Source organism: Cupriavidus sp. WKF15, assembly GCF_029278605.1.
In the GTDB taxonomy this organism is placed as follows: Bacteria; Pseudomonadota; Gammaproteobacteria; order Burkholderiales; family Burkholderiaceae; genus Cupriavidus.
In genome coordinates this window covers 310,838-325,444 of sequence record NZ_CP119572.1, presented here as the reverse complement: position 1 = coordinate 325,444, position 14,607 = coordinate 310,838, and the positions used below count along the sequence as shown (strand labels likewise).

Annotated in this window: 13 protein-coding genes; 2 read left to right on the top strand and 11 right to left on the bottom strand. The window is 67.1% G+C overall.

Translation table 11 applies throughout. The features are described from left to right. Window positions 1-6: 6 nt before the first annotated feature. Window positions 7-1,332, top strand: a complete 1,326-nt coding sequence (locus CupriaWKF_RS01530; RefSeq protein ID WP_276099296.1) for a sigma-54 dependent transcriptional regulator — start codon at window positions 7-9, stop codon at window positions 1,330-1,332. A 181-nt stretch (window positions 1,333-1,513) separates the two neighbouring features. Here the strand turns inward: CupriaWKF_RS01530 and CupriaWKF_RS01525 are convergent, their stop codons facing one another. From CupriaWKF_RS01525 to CupriaWKF_RS01480, 10 genes are all read right to left on the bottom strand, one after another. Further along, window positions 1,514-2,353: an ABC transporter ATP-binding protein gene (locus tag CupriaWKF_RS01525; protein WP_276099295.1), complete on the bottom strand. Its 840-nt coding sequence runs from the start codon at window positions 2,351-2,353 to the stop codon at window positions 1,514-1,516. After that, window positions 2,350-3,096: an ABC transporter ATP-binding protein gene (locus CupriaWKF_RS01520; protein WP_276099294.1), complete on the bottom strand. Its 747-nt coding sequence runs from the start codon at window positions 3,094-3,096 to the stop codon at window positions 2,350-2,352. Before CupriaWKF_RS01520 ends, CupriaWKF_RS01525 begins: the two co-directional genes overlap by 4 nt. Then, the gene (locus tag CupriaWKF_RS01515; RefSeq protein ID WP_276099293.1) at window positions 3,093-4,115 is read right to left on the bottom strand and encodes a branched-chain amino acid ABC transporter permease; all 1,023 of its coding nucleotides are present in this window, start codon (window positions 4,113-4,115) and stop codon (window positions 3,093-3,095) included. Before CupriaWKF_RS01515 ends, CupriaWKF_RS01520 begins: the two co-directional genes overlap by 4 nt. Beyond that, entirely contained in the window at window positions 4,112-5,008 is an 897-nt protein-coding gene (locus CupriaWKF_RS01510; RefSeq protein WP_276099292.1) for a branched-chain amino acid ABC transporter permease, read from the bottom strand. Before CupriaWKF_RS01510 ends, CupriaWKF_RS01515 begins: the two co-directional genes overlap by 4 nt. Before the next feature lie 44 nt (window positions 5,009-5,052). Continuing rightward, complete coding sequence (locus CupriaWKF_RS01505; protein WP_276099291.1) at window positions 5,053-6,336, bottom strand: amino acid ABC transporter substrate-binding protein; 1,284 nt, start codon at window positions 6,334-6,336, stop codon at window positions 5,053-5,055. Between the two features lie 166 nt (window positions 6,337-6,502). Then, entirely contained in the window at window positions 6,503-7,378 is an 876-nt protein-coding gene (locus tag CupriaWKF_RS01500; protein WP_276099290.1) for an alpha/beta fold hydrolase, read from the bottom strand. A 62-nt stretch (window positions 7,379-7,440) separates the two neighbouring features. Then, window positions 7,441-8,706, bottom strand: coding sequence for a 3-(3-hydroxy-phenyl)propionate transporter MhpT (gene mhpT, locus CupriaWKF_RS01495; RefSeq protein ID WP_276099289.1), 1,266 nt, complete (start codon window positions 8,704-8,706; stop codon window positions 7,441-7,443). A gap of 160 nt (window positions 8,707-8,866) precedes the next feature. Continuing rightward, window positions 8,867-9,655: a 2-keto-4-pentenoate hydratase gene (mhpD, locus tag CupriaWKF_RS01490; protein WP_276099288.1), complete on the bottom strand. Its 789-nt coding sequence runs from the start codon at window positions 9,653-9,655 to the stop codon at window positions 8,867-8,869. Continuing rightward, window positions 9,652-10,635 (bottom strand): 3-carboxyethylcatechol 2,3-dioxygenase, encoded by a 984-nt coding sequence (locus CupriaWKF_RS01485; protein ID WP_276100625.1) that lies wholly within the window; start codon window positions 10,633-10,635, stop codon window positions 9,652-9,654. Before CupriaWKF_RS01485 ends, mhpD begins: the two co-directional genes overlap by 4 nt. 2 nt (window positions 10,636-10,637) lie before the next feature. Beyond that, window positions 10,638-12,494 carry a bifunctional 3-(3-hydroxy-phenyl)propionate/3-hydroxycinnamic acid hydroxylase gene (locus tag CupriaWKF_RS01480; protein ID WP_276099287.1) on the bottom strand — a complete coding sequence of 619 codons (1,857 nt, stop codon included), beginning with the start codon at window positions 12,492-12,494 and terminating at the stop codon, window positions 10,638-10,640. A gap of 269 nt (window positions 12,495-12,763) precedes the next feature. On the opposite strand from CupriaWKF_RS01480, the gene CupriaWKF_RS01475 reads away from it, so the two are divergent. Further along, entirely contained in the window at window positions 12,764-13,555 is a 792-nt protein-coding gene (locus tag CupriaWKF_RS01475) for a DNA-binding transcriptional regulator (protein ID WP_276099286.1), read from the top strand. Window positions 13,556-13,600: 45 nt separating this feature from the next. On the opposite strand, the gene hcaR is transcribed toward CupriaWKF_RS01475, so the two are convergent. Next, a complete protein-coding gene (hcaR, locus tag CupriaWKF_RS01470) occupies window positions 13,601-14,488 on the bottom strand; it encodes a DNA-binding transcriptional regulator HcaR (RefSeq protein ID WP_276099285.1) in 888 nt (295 codons plus the stop codon). Window positions 14,489-14,607: the final 119 nt, after the last annotated feature.

The window sequence follows — 14,607 nt, the reverse complement described above, 5'->3', positions numbered from 1 at the left end:
CATCCCATGCAAGACGGTTTGCGCGTCCTCTTCGTCGAAGACGAACCGCTGGTGCGCCAGGCCACCGCGCAAAGCCTGGAGCTGGCCGGCTTTTCCGTGCTGGCGCTGCCCTCGGCCGAAGCGGCCCTGCCCCACCTGAGCGCCGGCTTTCCCGGCGTGCTGGTCACGGACGTGCGCCTGCCCGGCGCCAGCGGGCTGGACCTGCTGCACCACTGCCGCAACGTCGCGCCCGGCGTGCCGGTGATCCTGGTGACCGGGCATGGCGACATCACCATGGCCGTGCAGGCCATGCGCGAGGGCGCCTATGACTTCATCGAAAAGCCCTTCGGCGCGGATCGCCTGACCGAGACCGTGCGGCGCGCCATCGAACGCCGCGCTCTCGAACTGGAAAACCAGGCGTTGCGGCGCGAACTGGCAGGCCCGGCGGCCGGCACGCGCATCATCGGCCGTTCGCATGCGATCGATCAGGTGCGTGCGCTGGTGGCCAACGTCGCGGCGACCGACGTGCCGGTGATGATCAACGGTGAAACCGGCACCGGCAAGGAACTGGTGGCGCGCAGCCTGCATGCGCTGTCCAACCGCGCCGACGGGCCGTTCATCGCGCTCAACTGCGGTGCGGTGCCGGAATCGATTTTCGAAAGCGAGATGTTCGGCCATGAGGCCGGCGCGTTCACCGGTGCCGGCAAGCGGCGCATCGGCAAGCTCGAGCATGCGTCGGGCGGCACGCTGTTCCTCGACGAGATCGAAAGCATGCCGCTCGCGCTGCAGGTCAAGCTGCTGCGCGTGCTGCAGGAAGGGACGCTGGAACGGCTCGGATCCAATGCATCGGTGAAGATCGACGTGCGCATCGTGGCCGCCGCCAAGGGCGACATGGATGCACTGGTTGCGCAGGGCGTCTTCCGGCAGGATCTCTACTACCGCCTCAACGTCGTCACCATTGCGCTGCCGCCGCTGCGCGAGCGGCGCGAAGATATCGTGCCGCTGTTCGAGCATTTCATGCTGATCGCGGCGGTGCGGTACCAGCGGCCCGCGCCCATCCTGTCCGAGTCGCAACGCCAGGCGCTGGCGCAGCGGCCGTGGCCCGGCAATGTGCGCGAGCTGCGCAATGCCGCGGACCGGCTGGTATTGGGCGTGCCCGAAGGCGGCCAGGCTGGCGCGGCCGCGGCGGCACCCGACGAGACCGCGCCGCTGCGCGAACGCATGGAGCATTTCGAACGCGCCGTCATCGCCGATGCACTGGCCCGCACGGGGGGTGCCGTCAGTCAGGCCGCGGACTTGCTGCAGGTTGGCAAGGCCACGCTGTACGACAAGATCAAGCGCTACGGGCTATAGGCAACCTGCTGCATAGCTTGACCTAGGGTTTTCACTACACTGCCATGGCAACGTCACAATCGGCGACTATATTTCGTGTGCGGTTGCGGCATTGGCAGGTGCCCTGGCTGCTTGCTTCTTTTATCAGTCTTCGTGGTAGTTGATGCCCCGCTTGTGCGGGGCGTTTTTTTTTACCGCGTTGTCAGGCCCCGAGAAACAGCCGGCCGACCTCGGGATCATGGCCCAGCTCCGCGCCGCTGCCAGCCATGGCGAGCTGCCCGGCCACCAGGACATAGCCAAGGTCGGCAAAAGCGAGCCCCTTGCGGGCATTCTGTTCGACCAGGATGATGGTCTTGCCTTCCTCTTGCTGCAGCTGGCGCAGCAGTTCGAACACCATCTCGATGTAGCGCGGCTCAAGCCCGATCGAGGGTTCGTCGACCAACAGCACGGCGGGGCCCATCATCAGCGCGCGCGAAATCTCCAGCAGCCTGCGCTCTCCACCGGAGAGCACGCTGGCGCGCTGGCTGCGGCGCTGCGCCAAAGCGCCGTGACGCTGGAAGATGCGCTCCGCCGCGGCCGCGGCGTCGCGCGGGTCGCGCATCAGGTACCCGCCCATCAGCAGGTTTTCCTCGACCGTCATATCGGGAAAGATCGAGCTTTCCTGCAGCACGTAAGCCACGCCCGCATGCCGTAGCTTCTGCTCTGCGCGCAGGTGCGTGACCGGCTTGCCGTCCACGCTGATCGTGCCCGCCATGACCCGGGCGAGGCCGTAGATGGCGCGCAGCACCGTCGACTTGCCCGCGCCGTTCGGGCCGATCAGGCAGAGCGAGCCGCCGCGCGCCACGCGCAGGCTGAAGCCGTGCAGGATCTCCATGCCGCCGTAGCCGGCCACGAGGCCGTCGACCGCGACCATCGGCGCGCCGCCGGCCAACTGCTCGAGCTGCGCGACGGTCGGCGGTGGCCGCGATATGGCGGTGGCGAGCGTGGCGGCCGCCGCATGCAGCGGCGCGATAGGCGGGGCCGTATCGTGGATCGCGCTCACGGTTGCGTTCCCAGGTAGGCCTCGATCACCGCGCGGTCGGCAGTGATTCGCGCCGGCGAGCCCTGCGCCAGCACCGCACCATGCGCAAGGCAGTAGACGTGGCCCGCCAGCTGCATCATGACCCGCATATTGTGCTCGATCACCAGCAGCGTGATGCCGAGCCGCGCATTGATGTCGCGCAGCAGCGCGATCAGGCTCTCGATCATCACCGGGTTCACGCCAGCGGTCGGTTCGTCCAGCAGCAGCAGCTTCGGTTCGTTCATCAGTGCCATGCCGATCTCGAGCAGCTTCTGCTGGCCGAACGACAGGTCGGCGGCGCACTGTTCCTGATGGTCCTGCAGGCCGGCCAGGAGCAGGACCTCGCGGGCCCGTTCCCTCACCGCTGGCGGCTGCCGCCTGCACATCGCGGCGAAGCCTTCGTGCACGTGAGGCACGCTGACCAGCAGGTTTTGCAGGCAGCTCATCTTGCCGAATACCCGGGTCTGCTGGAACGTGCGCACCAGCCCCAGGCGCGCAATCTCCGGTACCCGCAGCCGCGAGATTTCGCGCCCCTCAAATACGATCGAACCTGCGTCGATGGCGTGGTAGCCGACGATGGAATTGAAAAGCGTGGTCTTGCCGGAGCCGTTCGGCCCGATCAGTCCCACGATGCCGCCTTGCGGCACCGCCAGGGAGATGCCATGGTTGGCCACGATGCCGCCGAAGCGCTTGGTGACACCGCGCACCGCGAGCAGGTCGGTCATGGCGCGGCACTCCCCCTGACGCGGCGGCGGTTGACGCCAAGCTCGCGCAGCCAGCCCATGATGCCGGTCGGGAACAGCACCACGATCACCACGATCAGCACGCCCAGCGCCACGCGCTGCCAGTTCAGCAGGTACGTCCAGAACAGCTCCTGCGTCAGGTGGAACAGCGCGGCGCCGATCACCGGCCCCCACAACGTACCCTTGCCGCCCAGAATCGCCATCACCACCATCCAGACCCCGAACGTGGCGCCGGCGAACGCCAGCTCGCGCGGATCGATGAAGCCCACCAGGTTGCCCGTCAGTGCACCCGCCATGCCGAGGAAGAGAGCGCAGACGCACCAGGCCAGGTTCTTGTAGCGCGTGGTATGCAGCCCTAGCGCCTCGGCCTTGTCTTCGTCGTCACGGATGGCGTTGAGCGCGAGCCCGAACGGACGCGCGTAGAGCCATCGCAGCGCCAGCAGCGTAACGATGGCCAGCGCCAGCATCAGGTAGTAGTAGAACGGCTCGCGGCTGCCGGCCGCGCCCGGGAACAAGGGCAGCGCCATGCCCGATCCCGCGCCGATGAAATCCCAGCCGGCGGCGGCATCGGCAAAGGCGACCCCCAGGCCCAGGGTCCCGATGGCGAAATAGTGTCCGCGCAGCGCCAGGATCGCCGGCCCGAGCACGAGCGCAACCGTGATCGCCGCCAGCGCCGCCAGCCCGGTACCGGCCGCCAGGCCAGCGAAGTATCCAAGCCCGAGATCGCGTTGCGCCACCGCGCATACATAGGCGCCCACGCCGAAGAAGACGATGTTGCCGAACGAGTTGTAACCCATCTGCCCGCCCATCACGTCCCACGTCAGCGCGAACAGCACCATCAGCCACAGGAAGGTCAGCTGCGTGGTGATGCCGGCGAACAGCCACGGCGCGGCGAGCGCACCGACGCAGCCCGCGAGCATGGCCAGCCAGGCGAGCGGAGAGACCGAGGTCACCGGGACATCCGATTCGAGCCGGCGTGCGCCGCGCAGATGCAGCTTCATCGCAGATAGCCTCGATGCCGGCGCAGCATCAGGTTGCGGCCGACCAGGATCGCTACCAGCAGCGCATAAAGGAAGGCGGTCTGGTACTGGCTGCCGAGCAGGAAGCCGGCGTAGTTCTCCGCGATGCCAAGTCCGCCGGCGGCACCAAGGACCGGCAGCATGCTGCCCAGGCCGGCAACCACCACGATCATGAAGGCGCGCACGGTATAGGGCAGGCCCAGGTACGGATGGATGATCCAGGTCATTGCCACAAGGCCGCCGGCCGCGCCGCAGATGGCGGCATTCAGGGCAAAGGTAGTGGCATAGATGCGATCCGTGTCCACGCCCAGCACGCGCGCGGCACGCGCGTTCTGCGCGGTGGCGCGGATTGCCTGGCCCATGCGGGAGCGCCGCAGGAACAGCATCAGCGCGGCGCCCAGCGCGAGCGCCGCGGCAAACGCCGCGAGTTTTATCTTCGGCACCACCAGTCCGCCCGGCAGGAACAGGCTGCCGAAGCCCGCGTCCAGCGTGCGCACATTCGCGCCAAAGACCAGGTTGGCAAGCTGCTGCAGCACGATGCTCACGCCGAAGGTGGCCAGCACCGAGACAAAAAGATCGCGCTCGACCAGCCGGAAGATGACGATGCGGTAAAGCCCCCAGCCCACGCCATACATCGCCGCCGCGGCAAGCGGCACAGCCAGCGCCACGGGCACGCCCCGGCCGACGAGCCAGATCACCATATAGCCGCCCACCATCACCAGCTCGCCCTGCGCCACGTTGATGAGATTCATCACGCCCCAGACCAGCGCCATGCCATAGGCGGCCAGCGCGAAGACCGCGCCGGCCAGCAGGCCATCCACCACGAGCTGTGCATTCAGTTCGGGGCTCTGGAGCAGCACCGTCAGGTCGGTCATTTGCGTCAGGCCGCTGCGCAGCGGCTCACAACTCCACTACTCCACTACTCGCGCTTTTCCCAGGGCGGTGCCGGATAGATGACTTTCGACGACGCCCACTTGGCCGGCGCGACCACCTTGAACTTGCCGTCCTGCACCTGGTACAGCACCATCGACTTGGCAACGTTCTTGCCGCTCTGGTCGAACTTGAGCGGGCCGTAGAACGTCATCAGGTCGGTCCCTGCCAGTGCATCGCGGACCTTCTCGGTATCGAACGAGCCGGCGTGCTCGAAGGCGTCTACGAAGGTCAACACCGCGGCGCTGGACTCGGCCGCCTGGTATGGCGCCTCGTAGTGGTACTCCTTCTCGAAGCGCTGCGCGTACTGGTCGGCCGTGCCGAACCAACGGTCCTTGTAACCCAGCGCGCGGTCCCATTGCGAACCGCACACCGCGTACTCCGCACGCTTGCCGAACTTCTCGATGATCTGCGCGGAATCGCAGTGGGTCAGCGCCAGCATCGGCACGTCGATGCGCATCTCGGACACCTGGCGCACTGCCAGCGCCGCGCCCTTTTCATGGCCTGATACCACCAGGATGTCGGGCTTGAGCGCCTTCACCTTGGCCAGCGTGACTGACATGTCGTTCAGTTCGGGCGGCAGCTTCTCGTCGATCAACACCTGCATGCCCAGGCGTTTCGCATCCTCGGCCACGCCATCGCGCACGTCCTGCGAGAAGTTGTCGTTCTCGACGGCGATGGCAACCTTCAGGCCCTTCGGCGACTTGCCGGCGCGTTGTGCCTGTTCCGCGGCAAGGTTGATGGCGGCGCGCAGGTAGTAGTCGGAGGTATTGAGCACCGCGAACATATAGCGGTAGCCCTGCGTGAACAGGTTGCGGTCCGCGCCGTTGCCCTCGACCATCGGAATCTTGTACTTCTCCGTGACCGGGGCCATGGCCTTGGTCAGCCCGGAACTGTAGGGCCCCAGCACGAACTTCACGCCGTCCTGGCGGATCAGCCGCTCGGCCAGCTGCGCGCCCCGTGCCGAGGTCGATTCGTCATCGTAGTAGAGGACTTTCAGCTGGTAGGCCTTGCCGCCGACCTTGACCCCGCCCATCTCGTTGACGCGCTTCACGGCAAGGTTGTAGCCATCCTGCGTGTTCTTGCCGTTGGTAGAGTACTTGCCCGTCAGCGAGACCGCAGCCCCGAGGATAAGGGTGTCGCCTTCCACCTTGGCGGCAGCGGGGACCGAGACGGCCAGCCCCATGCCGGCGAGTGCGCAAACGGTGGCGTGGCGCAAACAGATAACGGACCTGGCATTGGCTGGGCAGCCTTGGGGGGATGGGCGCGTCATATCGCCTCCTCACACTCTCTCTCCCACGTATGACTCGTTTCCGAATGGGGAAGTGCCTAACGTCTCGATTTCAGCACTTCATGACGTGTTTCAGCATCCTCTGTTCATGCAATGAGGTTCGACGAGGGAGTCCGGAGAAGGCGGTCCGGATCCCGGGGAACTCAGCTCACTCCCCCAGGAAATCCACCACCATCCGATTGAACGCCTCCGCATGCTCCCACTGCGCCCAGTGCCCGCAGCGGCCGAAGATATGCATCTGCGCATTCGGGATACCGGCGATCAGCCGCAAGCCGACGTCCATCGGCACGAACCGGTCATCACGCCCCCAGATCACCAGCGTCGGCGCGGCGATCTCGCCGAGGCGCGGACCGTAGTCCGTGAACTGCTTCGGATTCGCCGCCAGGCTCTTGACGAAGTTCTCCAGGTGATCCCGCCGCGCGAGCATATTGTCCAGCCGCGCCTGCATCAGGTCGTCTGTCAGCGAGCTGGCGTCATAGACGAACACATTCATCATGCGCTTCAGGTTCTCGATGGTCGGCTCGCGGTACAGGCCGTTGAGCAGCTTGATGCCTTCGGTCGGCATCGGCGCGAACAGGCTCGGGCCGCCGGTGCCGCCGCCCATCAGCACGAGCTTGCCGACGCGCTGCGGATTGGCCAACGCGAACGCCACCGCGCTGTGGCCGCCCATCGAGTTGCCGAGGATATGCACGCGCTCGATGTCGAGCGCATCGAGCACGCCCTTGAGCACGCGGGCGTTGAGTTCCGAGCGCGAACCCGTGTTGACCACCGGGTCGCTCTTGCCCCAGCCCGGGCAGTCGACCAGCAGCACGCGGTAGCCTGCTGCAACCAGCGGCTCGACGTTGCGGTTGAAGTTGGCCCAGCCGGTCGCGCCCGGACCCGAGCCGTGCAGCATGACGACGGTCTCGGCACCGGAGCCGGAGCCGGTGTCGTTGCAGTGGATGCGGAACTCGGTGTCGCCATCCTTCACGGTGACGAACCGGCTCGTGCTGGCTTCGGTGATGGCTTGTGCAGTGGCTTGCATGATGATCTTCCTTGCTCGACTGAATCTGTACTGAATGGAATGTGTGCCGACCGTGCGCACGCTCAGGCGCGGCGACCGCCCGGCACGGTCGCACCGGTCGTCCGGCGCGGCGTGAATGAACCCACCACCGCCAGCGCGGCGACTGCCGCGACGACGATCAGCGGAATGCTGGCTGCGACCAGCATCGATGCGCTCTGGCCCAGCGCGAACAGCTGCCCGGCAACGAGCGGCCCGAGGATCGAGCCAAGCCGGCCGACCGCGACCGCCGCGCCCACGCCGGTGCCGCGGACTTCGGTCGGATAAGCCTGCCCGGCCAGCGCATACAGCACCGACTGGCCGCCCACCAGGAACAGGCCGCAGAAGAACGCGCCCCATGCCATCGACAGGCTGCCGCCCGCCCCGGCGAGCCCGGCCAGCGCGGCCGCGATCCCCACGTACATGCCCACCACCGTAAGGCGCGGGCTGAAGCGGTCCATCACGCTGGCGATGCCGACCGCGCCGATGCCGCCGCCGAGGTTGAACATCATCATGGCGACGCCGGCCTGCACGCGCGTCAGGCCATTGGACAGCACCATCGACGGCAGCCAGTTCATCAGGAAATACAGCACGATGAGCGTGCCCAGGTAGCTGATCCACAGCGCGAGCGTGGTGCGCGTACGGCTGCTGCCACAGAGTGCTTCGACAAAGCCAGGCTCCGCGCGCCTGGTCACTTGCGCCTTCGCCTCGACGAACTGCGCCGACTCGGGCAGCCACAGCGCAAGCAGCGGGACCATCAGCAGCGGCCCGAACCCGCCCACATAGAAGATGTGCCGCCAGCCCTCGTCGCCCGGACTGACGATGCCGATGGCGGCAGCCAGTGCGGCGCCAAACGGCATGCCGCAGTACATCGCGCCCACGGCGGTGCTGCGCTGCGCGGGCGACGCCGCTTCCGAGCACAGCGCGATCAGGTTCGGCATGGCGGCGCCCAGGCCCAGGCCCGTCAGCAGGCGCGCGACCAGCAGGCTTTCGAAGCTCCACACCGTGGTCGTCGCCAGCGAGAATGCGCCGAACAGCGCCACCGACAGCATCAGCACGCGCTTGCGGCCGAGGCGGTCAGCCAGGCGCCCGCCAAGCGCGGCGCCCGGCAGCAGGCCGATGGCGCCGGCACTGAAGGCCCAGCCCATCTGTGCCACCGACAGCGAGAACTCCTTCGCGATGCGCGGTGCGGCCACGCCGGCCGACTGCAGGTCGAGTCCTTCCAGCAAGGCGATGGCCAGGCACAGGCCAATCGTGGCGATGCTGCCTTTCGTGCCGCGCGCGTCGGCGCCGTGAGTTTGAAACGTGTTCATTGGTAGTCTCCAGTCACCCTGCGAGCCGCTCTTCGCGGCGGCCCTTGCGCAGGCAGGCAAGTTCGGTGGCGTGGCAACGCACGCCGCCAGCCGGTCTTACAGCAGTGCTCAGGCCGCGCGCGCCTTCATATCCAGCGCGCAAGCCGTGTGATGTCCCGGCTTATGCGGCGAACGTCGCGCGCACGCTGCCCAGTCCTTCGATCTCTGCCGTGTAGGTGCCGGACTCGGTGACGGCAACCATCGGGCCGAGCGCGCCGGTCAGCACCACGTCACCTGCGCGCAGCGGCGTGCCGAGCTGCACCATGCGGTCCGCCAGCCATACCGCCGCGTTGAGCGGATTGCCGAGGCAGGCCGCGCCGTTTCCGCGCGACAGCACTTCGCCTTCGCGCGAGAGCGTCATCGCGCACGCGGCCAGGTCGATTGCGGAGAGCGGCACCGGGCGGCTGCCGAGCACGAACAGCGCGCTCGACGCGTTGTCGGCCACGGTGTCGACAAAGCGGATGTTCCAGCCCTCGATGCGGCTGTCGACCACCTCGATGGCCGCGAGCGCATAGGCGCTGGCACGAAGGATGTCGGCAAAGGTATGCCGCTCTTGCGTCAGGTCGCGCTCCAGCACCAGCGCGATTTCCGCTTCGACTTTCGGCTGGATCAGGCGCGACAGCGGCATCGGCTGGCTGTCGCCATAGGCCATGCTCGCGAACAATGCGCCGAAGTCCGGCTGGTCGACGCCGAGTTGCTTCTGCACCGCCAGCGAGGTCAGGCCGATCTTGCGGCCGACGATGCGCTCGCCCTGGGCGAGGCGCGCGTCGACGTTGGCCTGCTGCACGGCATAGGCCGTGGCAATGTCTTCGAGCGCGATCTCCCCGCGCACCGGCGCAATGGTCTGGCGCGAGGCCTCGGCGCCGCGCAGGCGCGCGGCGATGTCGTTGACGAGGTTCCGGTCTGTCATCGGTTTTCTCCTTGATCGGGTCGGGCGGCCGCCGCGAGCGCGGCGCGCGGCTCGGCATGCATGGTGGCGAAGCCCGCGATCCACTCGGGAATGGCGCGGTAGAAGTCGAGCGATGCGCGGTACGGTCCGTACGCGGCCAGCGCGCCGAACGCTGCTACCCACGTGCGGATCTCGTGTGCCGATTTGCCACCGTCGCGCGTAATGGCGTCGTTGGTCATGCCGTCGACAGCCGTGAGTTCGCCCGAGGCGAGCAAGGCCAGGAAGGCGCGGTCCCACTCCGGATTGAGCGGATGCAGGTGGCTGTCGCCGGCGACGAACGCCCTGGCGGCAGCAACGGTACGCGCCTGGCGCGCGGCGCGCGATTCGGCCGACGGGTTGCGCCCGGCGATCAGCCGCTCCGCGACTTCCTCGCTGGCGCCAGCCAGTTCCGGCACCGGCGGTTCGTGCGAGATGCCGCCGGAGCCGACCACCAGCACGCGCTTGCCGGTGCGCGACAGGAAGCGGCCGACCGCGTCGCCGAGCAGACGCGCGCGGCGCAGCGTGGCCATCGGCGGCGCCACCGAGTTGATGAACACGGGGATGACCGGGTAGCGGTCCAGCCCGCCAGTGAGCACGGCGAGCGCATCGGCGCAGCCGTGGTCGACCTGCATCCGGTACGACAGCGCGACATCGATCTCCGCGGCCATCACGCTTTCGGCCAGCGACTGCGCCAGGTCCGCGGGTACCGGCAACTTGCCGGCCAGGCTCCTGAAGTCGCCGATGGCCGTGGCTGCCGCACCGACGCAGAACGGCGGCATGACGTCATAGAAGAAGCCGTTGAAGTGGTCCGGCGCAAACACGACGACCAGTTCGGGATCGAACGCGCGTATGCGCTCGCGCGCCGCGGCCTGTACGCGCCCGACCTCGGCGACGACTTCGGGCGCGGGGTCGACATAGCCGTGCAACGGCGTGTGCGACAGACATTCCAGGTGAATCGGCATCCTCATGCTCCTGCTGCTTGGGTAACGGTGATGGGCTCGCGTGCCGGGCGCGACGCCGTGGAAGGACTGGAGGCGCCCGCATACGGCGGCACCTGGCTCATGCCGAGCTTGCCGGCCAGTTCGGTGATGGCCGCCGATACCTCCTGCGGCGAGCACACACCGGCGACAAAGCGGTCCGGGCGCAGCAGCACCACCGATTGCGGCAGGCGGCTGAACCACTCCTTCAGGCGGCCGCCGGCATCGCCGATCGCGATCACGCCCTCGGGCACGTCGCCGGCATGGCGCAGCTGCACGTCGGGCTTGGCGAGCACGAAGCGCATGCCAGCCTGCTCGGCAATGGCGCGGGCCTGCGGCGTCAGGCCAAAGGTCGGGTCGGTGCCCCAGCCGATCACGGCAAAGTGGTTGCCGATCGCGTCGTCGAGCAGGGTCAGGCGGTCATCGCTGGTGCGCACGCGCGGCTGGATAAACATGCGGCCCACGGGAGAGCCGGCCAGCGGATCCTCGCCATAGACCAGGCGGCCGAGGAACGAATCGCGCTTCTCGCTCATCAGGCCGAGCAGGCGGCCCGGCGCGGAATTGCCGGAGCGTTCCAGCACGCGTGCCAGCCAGCCACCGCGCGCCTGCGGCGGCGGCTGCAGCACCACGCCCTCCTCGTAGCGCGGCATCGGCTTGAAGCGCATCTCGACGAAGTAGCGCTTGACCGACGGCAGCAGGTTGAAGCTGCGCACGAAGGCATCGCGGAAGCGCGCGCCGAAGCGCGTGGTCGGGGCGAAGATGTCGCCAGCCACTTCGGACAGGTGGATCATCGAACGCGCATGGGCGCGGCGCTCGGCGGTGTAGGTGTCGAGCAGGCGCGCATCGGCCTGGCCCTTGGCGACCATCGCCAGCTTCCAGCCGAGGTTGTTGGCATCGCGGATGCCGCTGTTGTAGCCCTGCCCCTGCCACACCGGCATGATGTGCGCGGCATCGCCGGCCAGCAGCACGCGTTCGACACGGAAAGTCGAGGCGAGCCGCGCGTTGTGCGTATAGACACGCTTGCGGATGTAGTCGACCTTGTCCGGATCGGCCACCACCTTGCGGATCAGCGCGGCCATATTCTCCGGCTTCGACAGCGCCTCTTCGGTCTCGCCCGGCATCACCATGAACTCGAAGCGGCGGATGCCGTGCGGCAGCGCGGCCGAGACATAGGGGCGCTCGTGATCGCAGTGCAGGTAGATGTGCGGCGAGCCTACCGGGTCGTTGCGCACGTCGACGACGATCCACTGGTTCGGCTTGGTGCGGCCTTCGAAAGGCACCTGCAGCACGCGGCGCACCAGGCTGTTGCCGCCATCCGCGCCGACCATGTAGGCCGCGCGGATCGTGCGGCGCTGGCCGCCGCTGGTAGTCACCTCGATGCTCACGCCGGCGCTGTCCTGCGTGAAGGCATCGACGCCATGGCCGAACAGGACCTGGGCGTGCCCGAAGCGTTGCAGCCCCTCGTACAGCACCCGGTCCGCCAGCGGCTGGATGAACGCGTTGCGGCGCGACCAGCCGAACTCGTCGGTGCGCGGTTCGATCGACGCGAAGCAATGGCCGTCCTTCGTGACAAAGCGCATCCAGTGGTCAGGCGTGGTGTGCGGCAGCAGCGTGTCGGCGAGCCCTACGGCCTGGAACACGCGCAGCGCTTCATCGTCGAGGCCGATGGCGCGCGGATAGTCGATGAGCTGGTCCAGCTTCTCGACGATCGTGACGCGCACGCCCTGGAGGCCGAGAATATTGGCGATCATCAGCCCGACCGGGCCGGCGCCGATGATGGCGACGTCGGTTTCGACATCGGGAAGACGGTCTGTGTGCGCCGTCTGCGTAGCCGTGGTGTTCATAGGTCTCCTACTTGCAAGGCATGAGTGCCCCCCCGCGCCGGAACGGCGCGTGCTGGCTGTGCCGCGATGAAATGGAAGTGGGCGGCCGGCGCAGCCGGCTGCCGGTCAGGCGCCGCAGCGGTGGCGCTGGCGACGGATCAGGCAGGACATGGGGGGCGTCTCCGTTGAATTTGCGATTTTGAGAGGAGTCTAGGCATCGGGCGGCGCGCGCTCAAAATTTTCTCTAAAATGTGCAAAGAGTGCACATCTTTGATTTATAAGGATTTTTTGTGAACAAATACGCGAACGTGCGAGGGCTGTCACGTGGCCTGCAGGTGCTGCGGGCACTCAACGCCATGGAAAATGGCCGCGCCACCAGCCAGCAGCTCAGCGAGGCGACTGGCCTGCACCGGACCACGGTGCGACGTTTGCTGGAGACGCTGGTCGAAGAAGGGTTCGTGCGGCGCAGTACGTCCGACGACAGCTTTCGCCTGACGCTGGAAGTACGGGCGCTCAGCGAAGGCTTCACCGACGACGAACGCATCGCCACCGTCGCGCCGCCGATCATGGGGCGGCTGATGCAGCGCGTGGTCTGGCCATCCGACCTGACCACGCCCGACGGCGACGCCATGATCATCCGCGAGACCACGCACCGGTTCAGCCCGCTGTCGTTTCACCGTTCCATGGTGGGCCGGCGCCTGCCGATGCTGCTGACCGCCGCCGGTCGCGTGTATTTCTCGATGTGCCCGGATGCCGAGCGCGAAGACATTCTCGAAGTCCTGCGTTCCGGCGCTGGCGGCGAACAGCAGTTCAAGCTCGCGCATGACGATGCCTTTATCCGCAACCTCATCCGGCAGACGCGCAAGGACGGCTTTGGCTCCAATCAGGGCGACTGGTCCGATCAGCGCAAGATCGGCGCCGTGGCCGTCGCCATTCAGGCCGAGGGCCGTGTACTGGCGAGCCTCAATGTGATTTACCTGCAGCAGGCAATCAGTGCGGCGGAGGCGACGCGGCGCTTTGTTCCGGAGTTGCAGCAGGCAGCAAAGGAGATGGTCGAGGCGCTGGAGGCCAGCGGCAGGTAGGCCGCCATTCGCCGGTCAGACCTTCTCAACAAAGCCCCGCCCCCCTCACATCGACGCCACATGCTGCCGCACGAGCGCAAGCAGTCCGTCGAGTTCCGCCGAATGCGGTTCCGCGCGCGACACCATCAGCAGTTCGACATGCGGCGGCGCCCCCTCCAGCGGCCGGGCGCAGATCGCGTTGCTGGTCAGTGAAGCCGCGTACTCCGGCAACAGCGCATAGCCCAACCCCATCCCGACAAGATTCAGGTTCAACAGGATATTGGTCGCAACCTGCGCGACGTTGCACTGCAGCTTGTGTTGGATGAAGAAGCCCTGTGCCGCCGTATGGACTTGCCCCGAGTACTGCGGATGCGTGCTGATGAACGGCTCGCCGGCAAGCTTCGCCGGGGGAATGCGATCCAGTTTCGCAAGTGGATGTGCGGACGGCAGCAGCACGATCAGCGGCTCGACCAGCACGACCTCGCGCGTCAGCGCAGCCGAATGCACCGGATCGCGCATGAAGGCGACATCGACCTCTCCCTGCAGCAAGGCCTGCTCAAGTTCATGCGTCGGCATGCTGCGCAGCTCGACATTCACGTTCGGGAACTGCAGCCGCAGCCGCGGCAGGATGGCTGGGAACACCCGTATCTCCGCCGCGGGCACGAAGCCGATGGTCACCGTCGCCCCGGCCTGCTGGCCCACCTGGCGTGCCCGCTCGACCGCGCGGTCGGCGTGCGCGACGATCAGCCGCGCCTCGGCCAGGAAGACCCGGCCGGCTTCAGTCAGCTCCACCTTGCGCCGCGTGCGCTCCAGCAGCGGGGTGCCGATTTCGTCCTCCAGATTGCGAATCTGCTGGCTCAGCGACGGCTGCGCGGTATGCAGCCGTTCCGCCGCCCGGGTGAAACTGAGTTCATCCGCAACGGCGATGAAGTAGCGCAGGTGTCGGAGTTCCATGCTCTGAGTTATTGCTCTGACGTCTTATAGCCAACAAACAAAATATTTCACTTCGCGGGCACGGGCAACGATTATTTGCGGAAATTCCCGCAACGGGATGCCTACCAGAAAGGAGACAT